The organism is Streptomyces sp. NPDC025638, from assembly GCF_055558775.1.
On sequence record NZ_JBVHLX010000004.1, the window covers coordinates 478,534 to 495,519 of the forward strand.

The following is a 16,986-nucleotide window of genomic DNA, read 5'->3' on the forward strand; positions in this document are numbered from 1 at the left end:
CCTCCCCGTGCATGTCTGCGAATGGTCACGGGGATCCTCGCGGCTGTGAGAAGCCTGAGACCAGGGGTAGTAGACCTTCTTTACCAATCCGATAACCGGACGATCATGTCCCGCTGAGCGGTGGGCTACCCGAGGAGGCTCAGCGCCTCGTCCAGCACCCGCCGTAGCCGCAGGCCATCGGCCGCCACGGCGGTCACCAGTACGGCGGGACCGGCGAGCGGAGTCAGCGCCGCGCACTCCCCCAGCACCCGGGCCGCCGGCTGTTCCCGCCGGAACTCGGGCCGTACGACGACGAGTTGCCCGACGGCGCGGTGTCCCGCGAGCACGGCGGGCCCGTCCCAGCCGCCCGGCGCACCGGGCCCGCACACCAACTCCTGGTCGAGCACGGTCCGCCCCGCGACCCGCACTGTCAGACGGCCGGCAAGCCGCCCGGGTTCCTCGCCGACCCGACCGAGCACCTGCTCCTCCCGCAGCAACAGCCGCGCCTCGCCCCCGAGCTCAACCCTGGTGCTCGCGCACAGATCACTCCCACCCGCGCAGATCAACGGCTCGGGCAGCCAGCGCAGTTCACCCCGGTCGGCGACGTGCAGCCGCACGTCGTACGTCGCCCGTCCCTTCGCCTGCCCGGGAAGCGCGATGGTGGCGGCGGCGGAGCGCACATCCAGCCGCGCCCCTTCCCCCACTTCGGCCTCCACACTGAACCGGTCACCGCCGAGCGGCCCGCTCATCGCCCCCACGAGCATGACCCGCGCCTCGCCCCCGCCGGCCCGTGTGCGGCGCACGGCAAGCGGCCCGCCGCCCTCCAGCACGGGCAGCGACGTACCGCCCCGCCCATCCTCCCGGGCGACGATCCGCACGGCCCCCCGCACGCCGCTCGCGGTCACCCGTTCCACGCGACAACCCGCTCACGCACCCAAGCAGCCACGTCGGCCACTCCCGCCTGACTCCTCAACGACTGGAAAACAACAGGTAGTTCGGCGCGCTGGGCCTTGGCATCGGCGGCCATCCGACCAAGGTCGGAGCCGACATGGGGCGCGAGGTCGGTCTTGTTCACGACGAGCAGATCGGCGGTGGTGACACCGGGCCCGCCCTTACGAGGAATGTCGTCCCCTCCGGCCACATCGATCACAAAGATCTGCGCGTCCACCAGCCCCCTGGAGAAGGTGGCGGTCAGGTTGTCCCCACCGGACTCGACAAGGATCAGATCCAACGGCCCGACCTGATCCTCCAGATCCTCCACCGCTTCGAGATTGGCGGAGATGTCGTCCCGGATCGCCGTGTGCGGACAGGCCCCCGTCTCCACGGCCGCGATCCGCTCAGGCGGCAACACGGCCTCACGAAGCAGAAATTCGGCATCCTCGCGCGTGTAGATGTCGTTGGTGACGACAGCCAGCGACAACTCGTCCCGCAACACCCGACACAACGCGGCAACGGTAGCGGTCTTACCGGACCCAACGGGCCCACCAACCCCAATCCGCACCGCCCGCCGACTCCCGTCCACCCGCCGGGCATCGGCACTTACGGCGGCGGACGCGTGGTGGTGGGTGTGATCAAGGTGCATAGCAGCGGCTCCAATCCAGCTGGCTCTGAACGATTCATTCAGCAAACCTGATATCCGAGGCCGGGGGCCTTCGGGCCGTGGGGGTGGGTGACTGATGGGGTGCGGGGGCAGGGCCTGGGGGGCGGTGCAGGACCCCTGACGGGGTGCAGGGGCGAAGCCCCGCCAGGGGTGCAGGGGACCCAGTCCCCGCCGGGGTCTGGGGCGGAGCCCCAGGGTGCGGACTACCTTCCAGCCCACCGAGTCGATGGGCTGGTGGGCAAGCAAGGCCCCAGACAGGTGCAGGGGCGAAGCCCCACGAGAGCTGCCCAGCACCGGACCTCCCGCCGGGGTGCAAGGGCGAAGCCCCGCCAGGGGTGCAGGGGACCCAGTCCCCGCCGGGGTCTGGGGCGGAGCCCCAGGGGGTGGGGTGCCTTCCAGCCCACCGAGTCGGGCGGGTGGGCAAGGACGGGGGCCGGGGCGGAGCCCCGGGGACGGTCGCTCTCGGCCCACCGAGTCGGGTGGGCAGGTGGGCAAGGAGACTCACGACGCAAACAACCGCACGGCCCAAGCGGCGTGCGCTTCCGCCCCGACCTCCAACAACGGCGCAGCCCCCGCAGGCAACGCGTCAACCCCGCCCTCGACCACTCCCCACCCCGCCTCAACGGCCGCATCCACCACCCGATCCACCTCCGGCGCCAGCCGAGCCAACACCCCCGTGGCATCGAACGGATCCAGACTCAGCAACCGCACGGCAGCCGTGGCCGCCCCGCTCACACTCTCGTACGCCGCGCAGTACGCCGCGTCGTCCGCCCCGAGCCCGGCCACTCGCGCCACGACACCGAGCACCACCGGCTGATGCGCCCCCTTGGGAAAGTCGCGCGCGAGCGCATCGAGCTCGCCGGACGGCCACGTCGCCCGCCCCGCCCGCGTCAACTGCCGTCCGAGCCGCCGCGCAGCGACCCGTAGCGCGACCGAAGGCGTCCGCGCATCGGCCGCCGCGTCCAATTCCCCGGGATCCACACCGAGCACGGCCGCCGCGGCCAGCGCACCGGCCACCAGCCCCACCGTGTGCAACCGCCCCCGGCAGAATTCCTCCAGGCTCGCCGCCCCGGTGATCCGCCCGGCCTTGACGGCCGCCTCCGCCCCGCCGGAGTGCGCATGCCCCCCGGCGGGAAACCGGCCGTCGGCCAGTACGAGTAGCGCTGCCCTGGACATCAGAACAGGAAGTAGCGCTGGGCCATGGGCAGTTCCGCGGCCGGAGTCGCCTCGACCAGCTCCCCGTCGATGTGCACGGCAAAGCTGTCGGGATCGACCCGCACCCGGGGCCGCGCGTCGTTCTCCCGCATGTCCGCCTTGGTCACCCCACGCGTCGAGTCGATGGCGACGAACCGCTTCCCCAGCTGCAACCGCTCCGGCAACCCGTCCTCGACGGCGAGCGGCGCCACGAAGTTGACCGAGTTGGTGGCCGGCGCCCGCCCGATCGCCCCGTACATCGGACGCGGAAGGATCGGCTGCGGTGTCGGGATCGAGGCGTTCGCGTCGCCCATCTGCGCGTACGCGATCTGCCCGCCCTTGATGACGAGATGCGGCTTGACCCCGAAGAACGCGGGCTCCCACAGCACGAGGTCGGCAAGTTTGCCGGTCTCCACGGAGCCGACCTCCCGGGCGAGGCCCTGCGCGAGTGCAGGGTTGATCGTGTACTTGGCGACGTACCGCCGTACCCGCCGGTTGTCCGCCCGCCCGTCACCGGGCAGCGCGCCCCGTCGCCGCTTCATCACATGGGCCGTCTGCCAGGTCCGGATGACGACCTCGCCGACCCGCCCCATCGCCTGTGAGTCGGATGAAATGATCGAAATCGCGCCCAGATCATGGAGTATGTCCTCCGCCCCGATCGTCGACGGCCGGATCCGGGACTCGGCGAACGCCAGGTCCTCCGGCACCGCCGGGTTCAGGTGGTGGCACACCATCAGCATGTCGAGGTGTTCCTCTGCGGTGTTGACGGTGAACGGCCGCGTCGGGTTGGTCGAACTCGGCAGCACGTGCGGCTCGGACACCACGGTCATGATGTCCGGCGCATGCCCGCCGCCCGCACCCTCGGTGTGGTAGGCGTGGATGCCGCGCCCGCCGATCGCGGCGAGCGTGTCGCCCACGAACCCGGCCTCGTTCAGCGTGTCCGTATGGATCGCGACCTGGATCCCGGTCTGTTCGGCGACGGTGAGGGACGCGTCGATGACGGCGGGCGTCGACCCCCAGTCCTCGTGCAGCTTGAGTCCGAGCGCTCCCCCACGGATCTGCGACAGCATCGCCTCGTGCGAGACGGTGTTGCCCTTGCCGAGGAGACCGATGTTCAGCGGGTAGGCCTCCATCGACTCCAGCATCCGGGCCAGGTGCCAGGGCCCGGGTGTCACCGTCGTCGCCTTCGATCCCTCGGCCGGCCCGGTACCGCCGCCGACCAGGGTGGTGATTCCCGCGGAGAGCGCCTCGTCGGCGATCTGCGGGCAGATGAAGTGGACGTGCGCGTCGATCGCACCCGCCGTCAGGATCCGGCCGTTGCCGGCGATCACCTCGGTCTCCGGGCCGATGACCAGATCGCGGTGCACCCCGTCCATCGTGTCCGGGTTGCCCGCCTTGCCGATCCCGGTGATCCGGCCGTCGCGGATGCCGACGTCGGCCTTGACGATCCCCCAGTGGTCGACGATGACGGCACCGGTGATGACGGTGTCGGGGGTGCCCTCCGCGCGCGTGGCTCGCGACTGGCCCATGGACTCGCGGATGACCTTGCCGCCGCCGAAGACCGCCTCGTCACCGGCAAGTCCGGGCCCGCCTGAGCGGTCCTCCTCGATCTCGATCAGCAGGTCGGTGTCGGCGAGCCGGATCCGGTCACCGGTGGTCGGGCCGAACAGGTCCGCATAGGCGGCGCGGGAGATCTCAGGCATCGAGGGCACCTCCGGTCTCCCCGCGCAGTCCGGGCACGACCCGGGCGCCGGCGAGCGGAACGAGTTCGACGTCGACGGGGATCCCGGGCTCGAAGCGCACGGCGGTGCCGGCGGCGACGTTCAGCCGCTTGCCCCGCGCGGCGCCACGGTCGAACTCCAGGCCCGGGTTGGCCTCGGCGAAGTGGTAATGAGAGCCGACCTGGACGGGCCGGTCGGCGGTGTTGAGGACGGTGAGGCGGGTGACCTCGCGGCCTTCGTTGCAGACGATCGGGTCCTCGGCGAAGAGGATCTCTCCGGGAATCGCTCCGGGAATCACGGCGGCCTCCCCCGTCAGACGATCGGGTCGTGGACGGTGACGAGTTTGGTCCCGTCCGGGAAGGTCGCCTCCACCTGGACGTCGTGGATCATTTCGGGCACACCCTCCATGACGTCGTCCCGGGTGAGCAGCTTGCGCCCCGAGGCCATCAGTTCGGCGACGGTACGGCCGTCACGCGCGCCTTCGAGGATGTGCGACGTGATGAGCGCGACCGTCTCGGGGTGGTTGAGCCTCAGCCCACGGGCCCGGCGCTTTTCGGCGACGTCGGCCGCCACATGGATCAGCAGCCTCTCTTGCTCGTGCGGGGTCAGTTGCACGTCCCACCTCACAGTCCTCGCTCCGGACCGTGCGGGGTCCGGTTGCCGCGGCCACGGGGCAAAGGGCCTGGTGGCGTGGAGGGGCAGGCTAGTTGGACCGGATTTCGGGCACGTTAAACAAACTGTGATCGTCACCCGGCCGAGCGCGGGTCCCGCATGCTCATCAGCGCCCGCAGTCCGTCCGCCAGGGTTCCGGGCGGCAGGTCGCCGATGACGGCGAGCTGTGCGGCGTATCCCTGCGCGAGCGCGATCATCACCCGGGCCATGGCATCGGCATCGGCGTCCACCGAGATCAGGCCGGCGGACTTGTAGCTCTCGACGACCCTCGCCCAGGCGGCGCGGACCCGGTCGTAGCCGGCCTGCACGATCTGCGCGAGCTCCGCATTGCGCAGGATCTCGCCCCACACCTGGATCATCAGCCGCGGGAAGACCCACTCCCCGCTCTCCAGCAACCCCGGCCTGACCTCCCGCAGTTGCCGCAGGGCCCGGGGGACCAGCACGTCGGGCAGCGGCGGCGGGGTCTCCACGGCCGCCCCCTCGTAGGTCTCGCGCAGCACGTCGAGGACCTCGCCGACGATCGCGCCGATCAGCTCGTCCTTACCGCTGAAGTAGCGGTAGACGGCACCGGCGGAGAGGTCGGTCTCCTTCAGTACGTCCTGCATGGACGTGGCATGGAAACCGTTGCGGGCGAAGCAGAGGGCGGCGCCGTCGAGGATCTGGCGGCGGCGGGCGTCTAGGTGCGCCTGGGATACGCGGGCCATGGTCCACAACTTAAAACGAACGTTCCTTCTTGACAAGCCACACCACTCGGAGGATGGTGAGGGCACCGTAGAACGAACGATCATTCTTTTTGGCCGCGGGCGACAGGACCACCCCGGCCCGGCACCCGCACCACCCCTTCCCCGATCCGAGGAGAAGCCATGTCCACCGCCTCCGCGACCCCCACCAGGGCACCCGCCCGGCGCCTGATCGCGGTGATCGTCCTCGTTCCCGCCCTGGCCGCGCTGGCCTTGTGGGCCTTCGCCTGGCCCGCCGCCCGGACCGCACCGCGCGACCTGCCGCTCGGCGTGGCCGGCCCGGCGGCCGCGACGGCCCAGGTGGAGCAGCAACTGGCGGCGCACGACGGCGCGTTCGAGGTTCATCGCTACGCCGACGAGGCGGCCGCGCGCGGCGCGATCGAGGACCGGACCGTATACGGCGCGGTGGTCGTGACCGACCGGGGTCCCGAACTTCTCACCGCCTCCGCCGCGAGCCCGGTCGTCGCCCAGTTCCTCCAGCAGGCGGTGGCCGGGCAGGCCTCGGCCACCAGTACGCCGATGAAGACGGTCGACGTCGTCGCCGCCTCCCCGAAGGACCCGCGTGGCGCGGCCCTGACCGCGAGTGTGCTGCCGCTGGCGCTGGCCGGCATAGCGGCGGGCGCGGTGGTGACCCTGCTCGGGCTGCGCGGCGTCCGCGCGGTGACCGCGCTGGTGGGGGCCTCCGCCCTGGTGGGCGTGGCCGCCGCCGGCATCGCGGACAGCTGGCTCGGGGTGATCACGGGCGACTGGTGGGCGGAGGCGGCGACGTTCGGGCTGTCGACGCTGGCCGTGAGCGGTGCCGTCGCCGGACTGGCCGCGCTCGTCGGCACCTCCGGGACCGGGATCGCCGCCGGCGTGGTGATGCTGCTCGGCAACCCGTTCTCCGGCGCCTCCTCGGCCCCGCAGATGCTTCCCGAGCCGGTCGGGACGGTCGGTCAGTGGCTTCCGCCGGGCGCGGGGACGACCCTGCTGCGCTCGGTGTCGTACTTCGACGGCGCGGCGGCGACCGTCCCCGCCCTCACCCTGGGCTGGTGGGCGGCGCTGGGCCTGGGCGCGGTGCTGCTCGGCAGCGCGCTCAAGTCACGTGCCCGCAGCGGCGAACCGGTGCCCGAGCGGGAGCTCGCACCCATCGGCTGACCTGCGCTCGCACAAGCGGCCGTGCATCCCCGCCGTAGCGGACGGGGGTGCACGGTCATTTCGGTCTGCTCCTCGCGGCCTTCAACCCTGCCGTCACACCGACGACGGCCCGGCGACGGCCGACGACGGACCGGCCCCCATCACCGCACGGCCAGGACCCGTCCAACCGCTCCCGGCGAAGGCGGGCCGGAGGCCCTACGCGCCGCCGGCCCCCCGATGCTCCGCCGCGATGCCGAATCGCCGGCGGTCGTGGGCCGAGGGCGCGGGCGCGGACTCGTGGACGCCGGCGACCGAGGTGATCACCTGGTCCTCCGCGGACTCCTGGAGCTCCTCCAGCCGTTCGAGGTCGGCGGCGGAGACGAGGGCGACGAGAGGCTTTCCGTGCCGCGTCACGACGACGCGCTCACCGCCGTACACCACCCGGTTGATCAGGTCGGCGAGCTCAGCCCTGGCTTGCGTCACCGGAATCTCGTAGGCCATACCCCCAGCTTAAGGGGACCCCTCCGGCGGCCCGCAGGTTCTGCGTCGCGGACGGACCCTTGCACCCGCGCTCTGTACATCCTGTACATTTTCTACAGAGAGCTCTGCCGGAGTCGGCTCTGCCGCAAGGAGGGGTACGCCATGTCCCGACCGTCCGCCCGCTATGTCCTGCCCGAGTTCACCGAGCGCACCAGCACGGGTCACCGCACGCTGGATCCGTACTCCAAGCTGCTGGAGGAGCGGATCGTCTTCCTGGGCACGCCGATCGACGACACATCGGCGAACGACGTGATGGCGCAGTTCATGCATCTCGAACACGACAACCCGGACCGGGACATCTCGCTGTACGTGAACTCGCCCGGCGGCTCGTTCAGTGCGATGGCGGCGATCTACGACACGATGCGGTACGTCGGCTGCGACGTGGAGACGATCTGCCTGGGGCAGGCCGGCTCGTCCGCCGCGGTGCTGCTCGCCGCCGGGACACCGGGCAAGCGGTTCGCGCTGCCCGGCGCGCGTGTGCTGATCCGGCAGCCATCGCTGTCCGAACCGGTGCAGGGCCAACCGAGTGACCTCGTCATCCAGGCCGAGGAGTTGACCAGGACCCGGGCCCTCCTCGAAGGAATGCTCGTTCGGCACACGGGACGCAGCCCCGAGCAGGTCCACGAGGACCTGGAGCGGGATCTGATCCTGGACGCGCCGGGCGCGCTGGAATACGGGCTGGTGGACGGGATCATCCCCAGCCGCAAGGCCTCCCGCACCGCTCGGGACGCGGGGTGAGCCGACGGATGCTGCCTCCGGAGCTGCCACCGCTGCCCGCCCTGACGCGGGCCGAGGGTGAGTTGATCGACCGTTACCTCGATGTGGTCGACCTGCTCGGCCGGATCAATCCGGCCCAGCACTCGGACACCTATCGCGGACTGCGGGCCGCCCAGGCACTGGTCCGTGCGTCGGCGGAGTTGCGCGACGCGCTGACCCTCATGCACCAGCGCGGCGAGGCGGAGTTGCACGCTGCCACGTTGGCGCGCGCACTGCGGGTGCTGGACGGCGAGCGCCGGACCGCGAGGGTCACCGTCCCACCCCCTGCCGCCGATTGACGCGCTGCCGTCCGCAACGCAGTTGAAACGACCCAAAAGGCGTACCGCTGTTCGGAGTAGTCGCGGGTCCTTTTCCGAGGCCGTGGAGGTTGCGCAACACGCTTGCCCGGAGGGGACGGTGAGGTGCTTCCGCGCTGGTCCGGGGGTACCTGACCCCCTCGACCATGACTCGAACACAGCGATGTCCACCCGAACGGGTGAGTGGTGAGTAACACCACAAATCCCCGATTCCATTGGGATTTTCGGACACCTGTGAGTGAAGATCCCTGTCTGACGACAAGCCCCCGCCACAGCGGCGGGGCGGTCCGGGCGGACGCCGAGTCCTGCCGCCGCCCGGATGACCGGTCGACAGGAGTGGATCGGCAGGAGTGGAGGACCCAAGCAAGACGGGTCGCCGGAACGGATGTTCGTTCGTCTGTTTGTTCGTTCCGAGCAGCCCTTGGGGTGAAGCCGCGGCAACGCGGCCGGGCAACTTCGCCAGCCCGAATCCGACAGGTCATCCTTCACAGGCGGCTGACGAAGGGTTGCGCATGACTGCGCTCAATCGTGTCCCGTCGCTCATGGCCCGGGCCGGTACGGCCTCGGCCCTCACCATCGCCGCCGTGGGCGGCTCGATCGTGGTTCCGGGTGTCGCCGCCGACGCATCGGCCGCGACGATGGCGACGAAGGCACTCCAGGTCGCGGCTTCCAAGAAGGGGTCCCCCTACAAGTGGGGCGCCACCGGGCCGCGGAGGTTCGACTGCTCCGGGCTGACGCTGTATTCGTACAAGAAGGCGGGCAAGACCCTGCCCCGTACGGCCGCCCAGCAGTACAACAAGACCCACCACATCTCGGCCAAGAACCGCAAGGCCGGTGACCTCGTCTTCTTCCACTCGGGCTCCAGCGTGTACCACGTGGGGATCTACGCCGGGAAGGGGAAGATCTGGCACGCCCCGAAGACCGGGGACGTGGTGAAGCTGCAGAAGATCTGGACGAGGAGCGTCTGGTACGGCCGGGTCAGCTGACCCGCCCGAGGGGGTGGCGGGCCTTGTCGCACCGTCACCCCCTCGGGTCCGCTCCGGCCTGAACCGGTGTCACGCCAGGAGCGGTTCGAGGAGCAGGGCGGCACCGAGAACCGTCAGCGCCACACCGGTCGCCGACCGGAGGGCCATGGCGGCCCGCGGCCGGCGCAGCCATCGGCCGAGCCGGTCCACCAGCAGCGCCACCGTCGGGAACCACACCAGGGTCAGCCCGATCACGATCAGCGCGAGCAGCAGGGTCCTGGGCAGCGCGGCGCTGCCCGCCGGTACGAACTGGGGCAGCAGGCTGAGAAAGGTCAGCGAGGCCTTGGGGTTGAGGGCGTTGGTCATGAACCCCTGACGCAGCGGGTTCGCGGCCGAGGGCGTGCCGCTGTCCGTGTCGCCGCCTTGCGGCTGCCGCAGCGACCACAGCGTCCGACCGCCCAGATACAGCACATACGCGCCGCCGAGCAGTTGCAGAGCGCGGAACAGCGAGGGCACGGCGACCAGGACCGTGGCGACCCCCGCGGCCACCAGAGCCGTGTGGACGAGCAGCCCGCCCGCGATGCCGAGCGCACAGGCGATGCCCGCCCGGCGGGAGACCAGTGCGTTGCGTACGACGACGGTGAAGTCGGCGCCGGGCATGGCGACCATGCCGGCGGCGATCCCGGTGAAGGCGATGAGCTGTCCGTCCATGGCTGCCAGCCTGCCGTGGACGGGCCTTCAGCAGGTATTTCGGATATTCTGGGTGAGCCTTAAGCGTTCCTTTGGGCTCGCATTCTTCGGACATTCCTCTGGGCAGGCAACCGGTATGTACGACCCCACCCGACTCGCCGCCCTCGTCGCGGTCGCGGAGGCGGGGTCCATCACGCGTGCCGCCGAGCGGCTCGGCTACACACCTCCCGCGCTCTCCCAGCAGTTGGCCAAGCTGGAGCGGGAGGCGGGGACGGCGCTGCTGGTCCGGCACCACCGCGGGGCGCGACTGACGGACGCGGGCGAGCTGCTGGTGGCCCGGGCCCGCCGGGTGCTGGACGAGTTGGAGCGGGCCCGGCACGAACTGGCCCGGCTGGCCGGTCTGTCGGGCGGCACACTCCGGCTCGGTACGTTTCCGACGGCCGGGATCCATCTGCTGCCGCCGGTGCTGAGCGCGTTCCGCCGGGCGCATCCGGATGTGGAACTGTCGGTGGCGGACTACGATCCGCCGGCCGGCGTGGCGGCGGTGGCGGGCGGGGCGGTGGACCTGGCGCTGACGCACGCATATCACCCGGCGGAGCCGGTTCCGGTGCCGTCCTCGGTGGGTCTGGAGCCGGTGCTGGTGGAGGAGCTGGTCCTGGTGACCGCCCCGGGGCACGCCCTGAGCAGTGGCTCCTCCCGGCTGCCGCTGTCGGGGCTTGCGGGTCAGCCGCTGGTCAGCATGGCTCCGCAACTGCCCGCCCGGCAGGGCGTGGAGGCGCTCCTGGCGCAGGCGGGGGCCACTCCGTCCGTGCTGGTGCCGACCCCCGGCTACGCCGTGGTGTGCGCGCTGGTGAGTGCCGGGCTCGGCGTGGCCGTCGTACCGGAGATGGTGGCGCGGACGGCGGTCACTCCGGTCGGGGTGCGCCCGCTGGGGGCGGGAGAACTGCGTCGTACGATCTCGGTCGCGTACCGGGCCGAGGAAGTGGCTCCGGCCGCCGACGCCTTCCGGGCCCTGCTGCGCGGGGCGTTCGGGCGTGCGCATCGGATTCCGGGGGCCTGAGTGTTACGGCTCCTGCTGTCCGGCCGCCGTGACCGGCTGGGCGGGCACCGTCCAGGGAAGTTCGATGGAGACGGTCTTGCCGCCCTCGCGGGTGGGCCGGACCCGTAGCTTGCCGCCGCATTCGGCGGTGAGCCAGCGGATGATCACCATGCCGCGGCCGTTGTCCTGCTGGACGGCGGCGGGGAGTCTCTTCGGGAAGCGTGGATGGCTGTCGGTGACGCCGATACGCAGGTGTTCGTCACGGTCGAGCACGAGGTCCACCGTGAAGGTGGGTGACTGACCGAAGGTGTGCTGTACGGCGTTGGTGGCGAGTTCGGAGACGATGAGCCGGACCGTGTCGGCCACTTCCGTGTCCGGTGGCAGACCCCACTCCGCGAGAGTGGCCAGCACATAGGAACGGGCCGCGGCGACCGAGGCGGGATCGCTCGGCAGAGTGACGGATGCTTCCAGATGGTCTGCCATGACGACGTCGTCCCTTTCCCACGGGACCGCAGTCCGGCACGGAGCCGGATGGTTCGAGTACGGTCCCGGACTGGTGCTTCGTCGTCAGACTGCCATTGCGGCACGTGTCACGGGGGCGATCCACCAAGATATGCATATATCTGTCGCTCGAAGCGGTGAACTCTGCGACGGCAGAGCGTATTTGGGCGGCTCGAAGGGAGTAGGGAGTAGCCCATGCAGAACGGTCCCGCGGTGCGCCGCCGGAAACTGGGCGCCGAACTGCGCGCACTGCGCACCGGGGCGAGCCTCACGAGCGGTGAGGCGGCCCGACTGGTGGGCTGGCACCAGTCGAAGGTGAGCCGCATCGAGACGGGCGCCAGTGGGGTGAAACCGGCCGATGTGCGGTTACTCCTGGACGCGTACGGCGTGGTGGACGGTCAACTTCGCGAGCTGCTGATGGTGTTGGCCGGCTCGGACGACGTCGGCGGCCGGCACCACTGGTGGCACGCGTACCGCGGGGTGCTGCCGCCCGCCTACCGGGACTTCATCAGCCTGGAGTCGCAGGCGCGCGGGATGCGCACGCTGGAGACGTCGGTGGTCCCGGGGTTGCTGCAGACGCCCGAGTACGCCCGCGCGGTGACCCGGGCGGCCGTCAGCGGCTTCGACGACGCCGAGGAGCGGCTGGACGCGCTGGTCAAGGTGCGGCTGGCCCGGCAGGACGTGCTGCGGTCACAGCCGCCGCTGGAGCTGCGAGCCGTCCTGGACGAGGCGGTGCTGCGGCGGGAGGTGGGCGGCCCGGACGTCATGGCGCGGCAGCTGGAACGGCTGGTGGAGGCGGCGCGCCTGCCCCAAGTGAGGCTTCAGGTCCTGCCGTTCGCGGCCGGAGCGCACATCGGCATCACAGGCCCTTTCGTTATCTTCTCATTTCCGAGCACATCTGATCTGGATGTGGTTGTTCTCGACCACTTGACGAGTAGCCTCTATCTCGAACGGAAAGAAGACCTCCAGGCCTACTCCGAGGCCTTCAACACCCTTCGGATCCACGCCCTTTCGCCCGAGGAATCGTTGGATTACATCGCCGGGATAGCTGACGGCGCGTAAGGAGGCACCATGTCTGCACTGCCTCGGAACGTACCTACCAGTACCGATCTGCACGACGTGCGATGGCTGCGCAGCAGCTACAGCACGGGAGCGAACAACTGCGTGGAGACGGCACGGCCGCGCTCCGGTCCGCTGACCGGACTGCTCGCCGTGCGCGACTCCAAGGCACCGGCCGGACCCGCGCTGCTCCTCTCCCCCGAGAGCTGGGCGGGGTTCCTGGCCGCGTTCCGCTGATCCCCGTACGACCCGATCCGGCCGATCGCTATTGATCGGTTCCGTCCAGGCGGCGCACGGCCGTGTCACGCCGACTCATGGTCGCGCCTCGCCGATCACACGTACAGCGCGTTCGATCTCGGCCTCGGAGAGGTCCGCGCGGGCGGTCAGCCTGAGCCGTGAGATGCCGTCGGGCACGGAAGGAGGACGGAAACAGCCCACGGCCAGGCCTGCCGTACGGCAGTCGGCCGCCCAGCGCACCGCCGCCTCGGGGGAGGGCGCCCGCACGGAGACGACCGCGGCGTCCGGGCGCACCGCCTCCAGACCCATGGCGGTCAGTCGTGCGTGCAGTTCGGCGGCCACCCCGCGGGCCCGCTCCGCCCGCGCCGGCTCGCGGCGCAGCAGCCGCAGCGCGGCCAGGGCCGCGCCGGCCGCGGCGGGGGCCAGGCCCGTGTCGAAGATGAACGTCCGTGCCGCGTTGACCAGGTGGTCGATCACCCGGGCAGGACCGAGCACGGCACCGCCCTGGCTGCCCAGCGACTTGGACAGGGTGACGGTCACGACCACGTCCTTGGCGCCCGCGAGTCCGGCCGCGTGCGGGGTGCCCCGCCCGCCGTCGCCCAGGACGCCCAGCCCATGGGCGTCGTCGACGACCAGCCCGGCGCCGTGCTCCCGGCTCGCCCGCGCGAGCGCGGCCAGCGGCGCGGCGTCGCCGTCGACCGAGAACACCGTGTCGGAGACGACGATCGCCGGTCCCTCGTGCATGCCGAGCGCCTTGCGCACCGCGTCCGGGTCGGCGTGCCCCACGACCTGCGTGGCGCCGCGGGCGAGCCGGCAGCCGTCGATCAGGGAGGCGTGGTTGCCCGCGTCGGAGACGATCAGGGAGCCGTGCGGGCCCAGTGCCGTGACGGCGGCGAGGTTGGCGGCGTAACCGGAGGAGAAGACCAGGGCCGCCTCGAAGCCGCAGAACCCGGCCAGCTCGCGCTCCAGCTCGGTGTGCAGTTCGGTCGTGCCGGTGACCAGCCGGGACCCGGTGGCACCGCCGCCCCAGGTGCGCGCGGCGGCCGCGGCTGCCTCGGTGACCTCGGGGTGGTGGGCCAGTCCGAGATAGTCGTTGCTGGCCAGATCCAACAGGGGCGAGTCGGCGGGGCGGGGGCGCAGCGTCCGTACGAGTCCGGCGCGGCGGCGCTGCTCCACCTGGTCGTCGATCCAGCCGAACGCCATGGGTCCTCCGGGGCTTTTGTAGGTAGCGGACAGACACTAGCCGGACGCCCAGCCGCCCAGGGTGTGGCAATACCCACACGGTGATCGGTCTCCGTTGTACAAACTCTCCTTGGCCCGGGGCGGTCCCGTAGGACAGGATCGGACCTTATGGACCTGCTGAACACGCTGGTGGACAAGGGGCTTCGGCGCGAGCTGCCGACCCGCGACGAAGCACTCGCCGTGCTCGCCACCTCCGACGACGACCTGCTCGATGTGGTGGCCGCGGCCGGCAAGGTGCGCCGGCACTGGTTCGGCCGGCGCGTAAAACTTAACTACCTGGTCAACCTCAAGTCCGGCTTGTGCCCGGAGGACTGCTCCTACTGCTCGCAGCGGCTCGGCTCCACCGCGGGCATCCTGAAGTACACCTGGCTCAAGCCCGACGAGGCCTCCCAGGCCGCCGCGGCGGGCCTGGCCGGGGGTGCCAAGCGGGTGTGTCTGGTGGCCAGCGGACGCGGCCCGACGGACCGGGACGTGGACCGGGTGTCGGACACCATCAAGGCGATCAAGGAGCAGAACGAGGGCGTCGAGGTGTGCGCCTGTCTCGGTCTGCTCTCCGACGGCCAGGCCGAGCGGCTGCGCGACGCGGGCGCGGACGCGTACAACCACAACCTCAACACGTCCGAGGGAACATACGCGGACATCACAACCACGCACACGTACGCCGACCGGGTGGACACGGTGCAGAAGGCGCACTCGGCCGGTCTGTCCGCGTGCTCCGGTCTGATCGCGGGCATGGGCGAGAGCGACGAGGACCTGGTGGACGTGGTCTTCTCGCTGCGCGAGCTCGACCCGGACTCGGTGCCGGTGAACTTCCTGATCCCGTTCGAGGGGACCCCGCTCGGCAAGGAGTGGAACCTCACCCCGCAGCGGTGTCTGCGCATCCTGGCGATGGTCCGGTTCGTCTGCCCGGACGTCGAGGTGCGGATCGCGGGCGGCCGCGAGGTGCATCTGCGCACCATGCAGCCCCTCGCGCTGAACCTGGCCAACTCGATCTTCCTCGGTGACTACCTCACCAGCGAGGGCCAGGCGGGCAAGGCGGACCTGGAGATGATCGCGGACGCCGGGTTCGAGGTGGAGGGCTCCGACCAGGTGACGCTCCCGGAGCACCGCGCGGATGCCGCGGGCGGCTGCGGTTCGCACACCGAGGCGGGTTGCGGGTCGCACGAAGGTGCCGGCTGCGGGTCGCACGAGGGCGGCGGCTGCGGGTCGCACGAGGGCGGCGGGGTCTGCGGTTCCGTCGCCGCCGCGCCGGCGGAGGCCACCGCGCAGGCGAACGAGCCGCGCACCGATCTGGTCGCCGTGCGCCGCCGGGGCGCCGGAACGGATCTCGCGCCCAATGCCTGACCTGAGCGTGCCCGAACTGCTGGAGCTCGACCGGCGGCACGTGTGGCACCCGTACGGCCCGATGCCCGGGCGCGTCGAACCGCTCGTCGTGGAGTCGGCGAGCGGGGTGCGGCTGAAGCTCGCGGACGGCTCGGGCGAACTCGTCGACGGCATGTCGTCCTGGTGGTCGGCGATCCACGGCTACCACCACCCGGTGCTCGACGAGGCGGCGCGGGGGCAGCTCGGGCGGATGAGCCATGTGATGTTCGGCGGGCTCACGCACGAGCCCGCCGTCCGGCTCGCGAAGCTTCTTGTCGACATGTCGCCGGATGGACTTGAGCATGTCTTCCTGGCCGACTCCGGCTCGGTGTCGGTCGAGGTCGCGGTCAAGATGTGCCTGCAGTACTGGCGTTCGCTGGGCCGTCCGGAGAAGCGGCGTCTGCTGACCTGGCGGGGCGGCTACCACGGGGACACCTGGCAGCCGATGGCCGTGTGCGATCCCGACGGCGGCATGCACCAGCTGTGGTCCGGCATCCTGCCGCGCCAGGTGTTCACGGACGCGCCGCCCGCCGAGTACGAGGAGGCGTACGCCGAGCAGCTGCGCGCGGCGATCGAGCGGCACGCCGGCGAACTGGCCGCCGTGATCGTCGAGCCGGTGGTGCAGGGCGCGGGCGGGATGCGCTTCCACTCCCCCGCCTATCTACGGGTGCTGCGCGAGGCGTGCGACGCGCACGACGTGCTGCTGGTGTTCGACGAGATCGCGACGGGGTTCGGGCGCACGGGCGCGCTGTTCGCGGCGGACCACGCGGCCGTGACGCCGGACGTGATGTGCCTGGGCAAGGCGCTCACCGGCGGCTATCTGACCATGGCGGCCACCCTGTGCACATCGCGGGTGGCCGACGGCATCTCGCAGGGCGAGGTGCCGGTGCTGGCCCACGGTCCGACGTTCATGGGCAATCCGCTGGCGGCGGCCGTGGCCTGTGCCTCGATCGGGCTGCTGCTCGGCCAGGACTGGCAGGCCGAGGTCAAGCGGATCGAGACCGGCCTGCGGAACGGGCTCGCCGCGGCCGCAGACCTGCCCGGGGTGAAGGACGTCCGGGTGCTGGGCGCGATCGGGGTCGTACAGCTCGACCACGAGGTGGACATGGCGGCGGCCACCCGGGCCGCCGTGCGGGAGGGCGTGTGGCTGCGACCGTTCCGCGATCTGATCTACACGATGCCGCCCTATGTGACGGGTGACGCGGACCTGGCGCGGATCACGCGCGCGGTGTGCGCGGCGGCGCGGGAGGGGTGAG

Annotated in this window: 20 protein-coding genes and 1 riboswitch; of the genes, 9 read left to right on the plus strand and 11 right to left on the minus strand. The window is 71.2% G+C overall.

What is annotated here, in order from left to right:
• Positions 1–125 precede the first annotated feature (125 nt).
• The 7 genes from ACZ4EG_RS13185 to ACZ4EG_RS13215 form a co-directional block, all read right to left on the minus strand.
• Positions 126–884: an urease accessory protein UreD gene (locus ACZ4EG_RS13185; protein WP_453558275.1), complete on the minus strand. Its 759-nt coding sequence runs from the start codon at positions 882–884 to the stop codon at positions 126–128.
• Positions 881–1,561, minus strand: a complete 681-nt coding sequence (gene ureG, locus ACZ4EG_RS13190) for an urease accessory protein UreG (protein WP_453558272.1) — start codon at positions 1,559–1,561, stop codon at positions 881–883. The genes ACZ4EG_RS13185 and ureG overlap by 4 nt, the downstream gene beginning before the upstream one ends.
• Before the next feature lie 519 nt (positions 1,562–2,080).
• A complete protein-coding gene (locus ACZ4EG_RS13195) occupies positions 2,081–2,755 on the minus strand; it encodes an urease accessory protein UreF (protein WP_467790701.1) in 675 nt (224 codons plus the stop codon).
• Positions 2,755–4,476, minus strand: coding sequence for an urease subunit alpha (locus ACZ4EG_RS13200; RefSeq protein WP_467790702.1), 1,722 nt, complete (start codon positions 4,474–4,476; stop codon positions 2,755–2,757). The genes ACZ4EG_RS13195 and ACZ4EG_RS13200 overlap by 1 nt, the downstream gene beginning before the upstream one ends.
• Complete coding sequence (locus ACZ4EG_RS13205) at positions 4,469–4,789, minus strand: urease subunit beta (protein ID WP_363300038.1); 321 nt, start codon at positions 4,787–4,789, stop codon at positions 4,469–4,471. Before ACZ4EG_RS13205 ends, ACZ4EG_RS13200 begins: the two co-directional genes overlap by 8 nt.
• A gap of 17 nt (positions 4,790–4,806) precedes the next feature.
• Complete coding sequence (locus ACZ4EG_RS13210; RefSeq protein ID WP_263206152.1) at positions 4,807–5,109, minus strand: urease subunit gamma; 303 nt, start codon at positions 5,107–5,109, stop codon at positions 4,807–4,809.
• Positions 5,110–5,240: 131 nt separating this feature from the next.
• Positions 5,241–5,870: a TetR/AcrR family transcriptional regulator gene (locus ACZ4EG_RS13215; protein ID WP_453553801.1), complete on the minus strand. Its 630-nt coding sequence runs from the start codon at positions 5,868–5,870 to the stop codon at positions 5,241–5,243.
• 159 nt (positions 5,871–6,029) lie between these two features.
• Between ACZ4EG_RS13215 and ACZ4EG_RS13220 the strand changes: the two genes are divergently transcribed.
• Complete coding sequence (locus tag ACZ4EG_RS13220) at positions 6,030–7,043, plus strand: ABC transporter permease (protein ID WP_467790703.1); 1,014 nt, start codon at positions 6,030–6,032, stop codon at positions 7,041–7,043.
• A 195-nt stretch (positions 7,044–7,238) separates the two neighbouring features.
• On the opposite strand, the gene ACZ4EG_RS13225 is transcribed toward ACZ4EG_RS13220, so the two are convergent.
• Positions 7,239–7,523, minus strand: coding sequence for a type II toxin-antitoxin system Phd/YefM family antitoxin (locus ACZ4EG_RS13225; protein ID WP_467790704.1), 285 nt, complete (start codon positions 7,521–7,523; stop codon positions 7,239–7,241).
• A 141-nt stretch (positions 7,524–7,664) separates the two neighbouring features.
• On the opposite strand from ACZ4EG_RS13225, the gene ACZ4EG_RS13230 reads away from it, so the two are divergent.
• The 3 genes from ACZ4EG_RS13230 (at position 7,665) to ACZ4EG_RS13240 (ending at position 9,621) form a co-directional block, all read left to right on the plus strand.
• On the plus strand, positions 7,665–8,300 hold the full coding sequence (locus tag ACZ4EG_RS13230; protein WP_453553807.1) for an ATP-dependent Clp protease proteolytic subunit: 636 nt from the start codon (positions 7,665–7,667) through the stop codon (positions 8,298–8,300).
• Positions 8,301–8,308: 8 nt separating this feature from the next.
• A complete protein-coding gene (locus ACZ4EG_RS13235; RefSeq protein WP_453553809.1) occupies positions 8,309–8,617 on the plus strand; it encodes a hypothetical protein in 309 nt (102 codons plus the stop codon).
• 320 nt (positions 8,618–8,937) lie between these two features.
• Positions 8,938–9,144: riboswitch (cyclic di-AMP (ydaO/yuaA leader) on the plus strand.
• 3 nt (positions 9,145–9,147) lie between these two features.
• Positions 9,148–9,621: a C40 family peptidase gene (locus tag ACZ4EG_RS13240; protein WP_453553811.1), complete on the plus strand. Its 474-nt coding sequence runs from the start codon at positions 9,148–9,150 to the stop codon at positions 9,619–9,621.
• A gap of 69 nt (positions 9,622–9,690) precedes the next feature.
• Here the strand turns inward: ACZ4EG_RS13240 and ACZ4EG_RS13245 are convergent, their stop codons facing one another.
• Positions 9,691–10,311: a LysE family translocator gene (locus ACZ4EG_RS13245; protein WP_467790705.1), complete on the minus strand. Its 621-nt coding sequence runs from the start codon at positions 10,309–10,311 to the stop codon at positions 9,691–9,693.
• A 115-nt stretch (positions 10,312–10,426) separates the two neighbouring features.
• On the opposite strand from ACZ4EG_RS13245, the gene ACZ4EG_RS13250 reads away from it, so the two are divergent.
• Positions 10,427–11,350, plus strand: a complete 924-nt coding sequence (locus ACZ4EG_RS13250; protein WP_467790706.1) for a LysR family transcriptional regulator — start codon at positions 10,427–10,429, stop codon at positions 11,348–11,350.
• 3 nt (positions 11,351–11,353) lie between these two features.
• Here the strand turns inward: ACZ4EG_RS13250 and ACZ4EG_RS13255 are convergent, their stop codons facing one another.
• Positions 11,354–11,812, minus strand: coding sequence for an ATP-binding protein (locus ACZ4EG_RS13255; RefSeq protein WP_390710409.1), 459 nt, complete (start codon positions 11,810–11,812; stop codon positions 11,354–11,356).
• A gap of 213 nt (positions 11,813–12,025) precedes the next feature.
• Here ACZ4EG_RS13255 and ACZ4EG_RS13260 point away from each other — a divergent pair, with 213 nt between their 5' ends.
• Positions 12,026–12,892 carry a helix-turn-helix domain-containing protein gene (locus ACZ4EG_RS13260; RefSeq protein ID WP_453553815.1) on the plus strand — a complete coding sequence of 289 codons (867 nt, stop codon included), beginning with the start codon at positions 12,026–12,028 and terminating at the stop codon, positions 12,890–12,892.
• Positions 12,893–12,901: 9 nt separating this feature from the next.
• On the plus strand, positions 12,902–13,126 hold the full coding sequence (locus tag ACZ4EG_RS13265; RefSeq protein WP_467790707.1) for a DUF397 domain-containing protein: 225 nt from the start codon (positions 12,902–12,904) through the stop codon (positions 13,124–13,126).
• Positions 13,127–13,201: 75 nt separating this feature from the next.
• On the opposite strand, the gene ACZ4EG_RS13270 is transcribed toward ACZ4EG_RS13265, so the two are convergent.
• Positions 13,202–14,329, minus strand: a complete 1,128-nt coding sequence (locus ACZ4EG_RS13270; protein WP_467790708.1) for an 8-amino-7-oxononanoate synthase — start codon at positions 14,327–14,329, stop codon at positions 13,202–13,204.
• Positions 14,330–14,476: 147 nt separating this feature from the next.
• Between ACZ4EG_RS13270 and bioB the strand changes: the two genes are divergently transcribed.
• Together bioB and ACZ4EG_RS13280 are read left to right on the plus strand one after the other, a co-directional pair.
• Positions 14,477–15,712, plus strand: coding sequence for a biotin synthase BioB (gene bioB / locus ACZ4EG_RS13275; protein WP_467790709.1), 1,236 nt, complete (start codon positions 14,477–14,479; stop codon positions 15,710–15,712).
• On the plus strand, positions 15,705–16,985 hold the full coding sequence (locus tag ACZ4EG_RS13280) for an adenosylmethionine--8-amino-7-oxononanoate transaminase (RefSeq protein WP_467790710.1): 1,281 nt from the start codon (positions 15,705–15,707) through the stop codon (positions 16,983–16,985). The genes bioB and ACZ4EG_RS13280 overlap by 8 nt, the downstream gene beginning before the upstream one ends.
• Position 16,986: the final 1 nt, after the last annotated feature.

Bases quoted from the DNA above. Each gene is read 5' to 3' on its own strand.
- ureG (WP_453558272.1), bottom strand. From the start codon at position 1,561: ATGCACCTTGATCACACCCACCACCACGCGTCCGCCGCCGTAAGTGCC.
- ACZ4EG_RS13195 (WP_467790701.1), bottom strand. From the start codon at position 2,755: ATGTCCAGGGCAGCGCTACTCGTACTGGCCGACGGCCGGTTTCCCGCC.
- ACZ4EG_RS13200 (WP_467790702.1), bottom strand. From the start codon at position 4,476: ATGCCTGAGATCTCCCGCGCCGCCTATGCGGACCTGTTCGGCCCGACC.
- ACZ4EG_RS13215 (WP_453553801.1), bottom strand. From the start codon at position 5,870: ATGGCCCGCGTATCCCAGGCGCACCTAGACGCCCGCCGCCGCCAGATC.
- ACZ4EG_RS13220 (WP_467790703.1), top strand. From the start codon at position 6,030: ATGTCCACCGCCTCCGCGACCCCCACCAGGGCACCCGCCCGGCGCCTG.
- ACZ4EG_RS13225 (WP_467790704.1), bottom strand. From the start codon at position 7,523: ATGGCCTACGAGATTCCGGTGACGCAAGCCAGGGCTGAGCTCGCCGAC.
- ACZ4EG_RS13230 (WP_453553807.1), top strand. From the start codon at position 7,665: ATGTCCCGACCGTCCGCCCGCTATGTCCTGCCCGAGTTCACCGAGCGC.
- ACZ4EG_RS13235 (WP_453553809.1), top strand. From the start codon at position 8,309: ATGCTGCCTCCGGAGCTGCCACCGCTGCCCGCCCTGACGCGGGCCGAG.
- ACZ4EG_RS13240 (WP_453553811.1), top strand. From the start codon at position 9,148: ATGACTGCGCTCAATCGTGTCCCGTCGCTCATGGCCCGGGCCGGTACG.
- ACZ4EG_RS13245 (WP_467790705.1), bottom strand. From the start codon at position 10,311: ATGGACGGACAGCTCATCGCCTTCACCGGGATCGCCGCCGGCATGGTC.
- ACZ4EG_RS13250 (WP_467790706.1), top strand. From the start codon at position 10,427: ATGTACGACCCCACCCGACTCGCCGCCCTCGTCGCGGTCGCGGAGGCG.
- ACZ4EG_RS13255 (WP_390710409.1), bottom strand. From the start codon at position 11,812: ATGGCAGACCATCTGGAAGCATCCGTCACTCTGCCGAGCGATCCCGCC.
- ACZ4EG_RS13260 (WP_453553815.1), top strand. From the start codon at position 12,026: ATGCAGAACGGTCCCGCGGTGCGCCGCCGGAAACTGGGCGCCGAACTG.
- ACZ4EG_RS13265 (WP_467790707.1), top strand. From the start codon at position 12,902: ATGTCTGCACTGCCTCGGAACGTACCTACCAGTACCGATCTGCACGAC.
- ACZ4EG_RS13270 (WP_467790708.1), bottom strand. From the start codon at position 14,329: ATGGCGTTCGGCTGGATCGACGACCAGGTGGAGCAGCGCCGCCGCGCC.
- bioB (WP_467790709.1), top strand. From the start codon at position 14,477: ATGGACCTGCTGAACACGCTGGTGGACAAGGGGCTTCGGCGCGAGCTG.
- ACZ4EG_RS13280 (WP_467790710.1), top strand. From the start codon at position 15,705: ATGCCTGACCTGAGCGTGCCCGAACTGCTGGAGCTCGACCGGCGGCAC.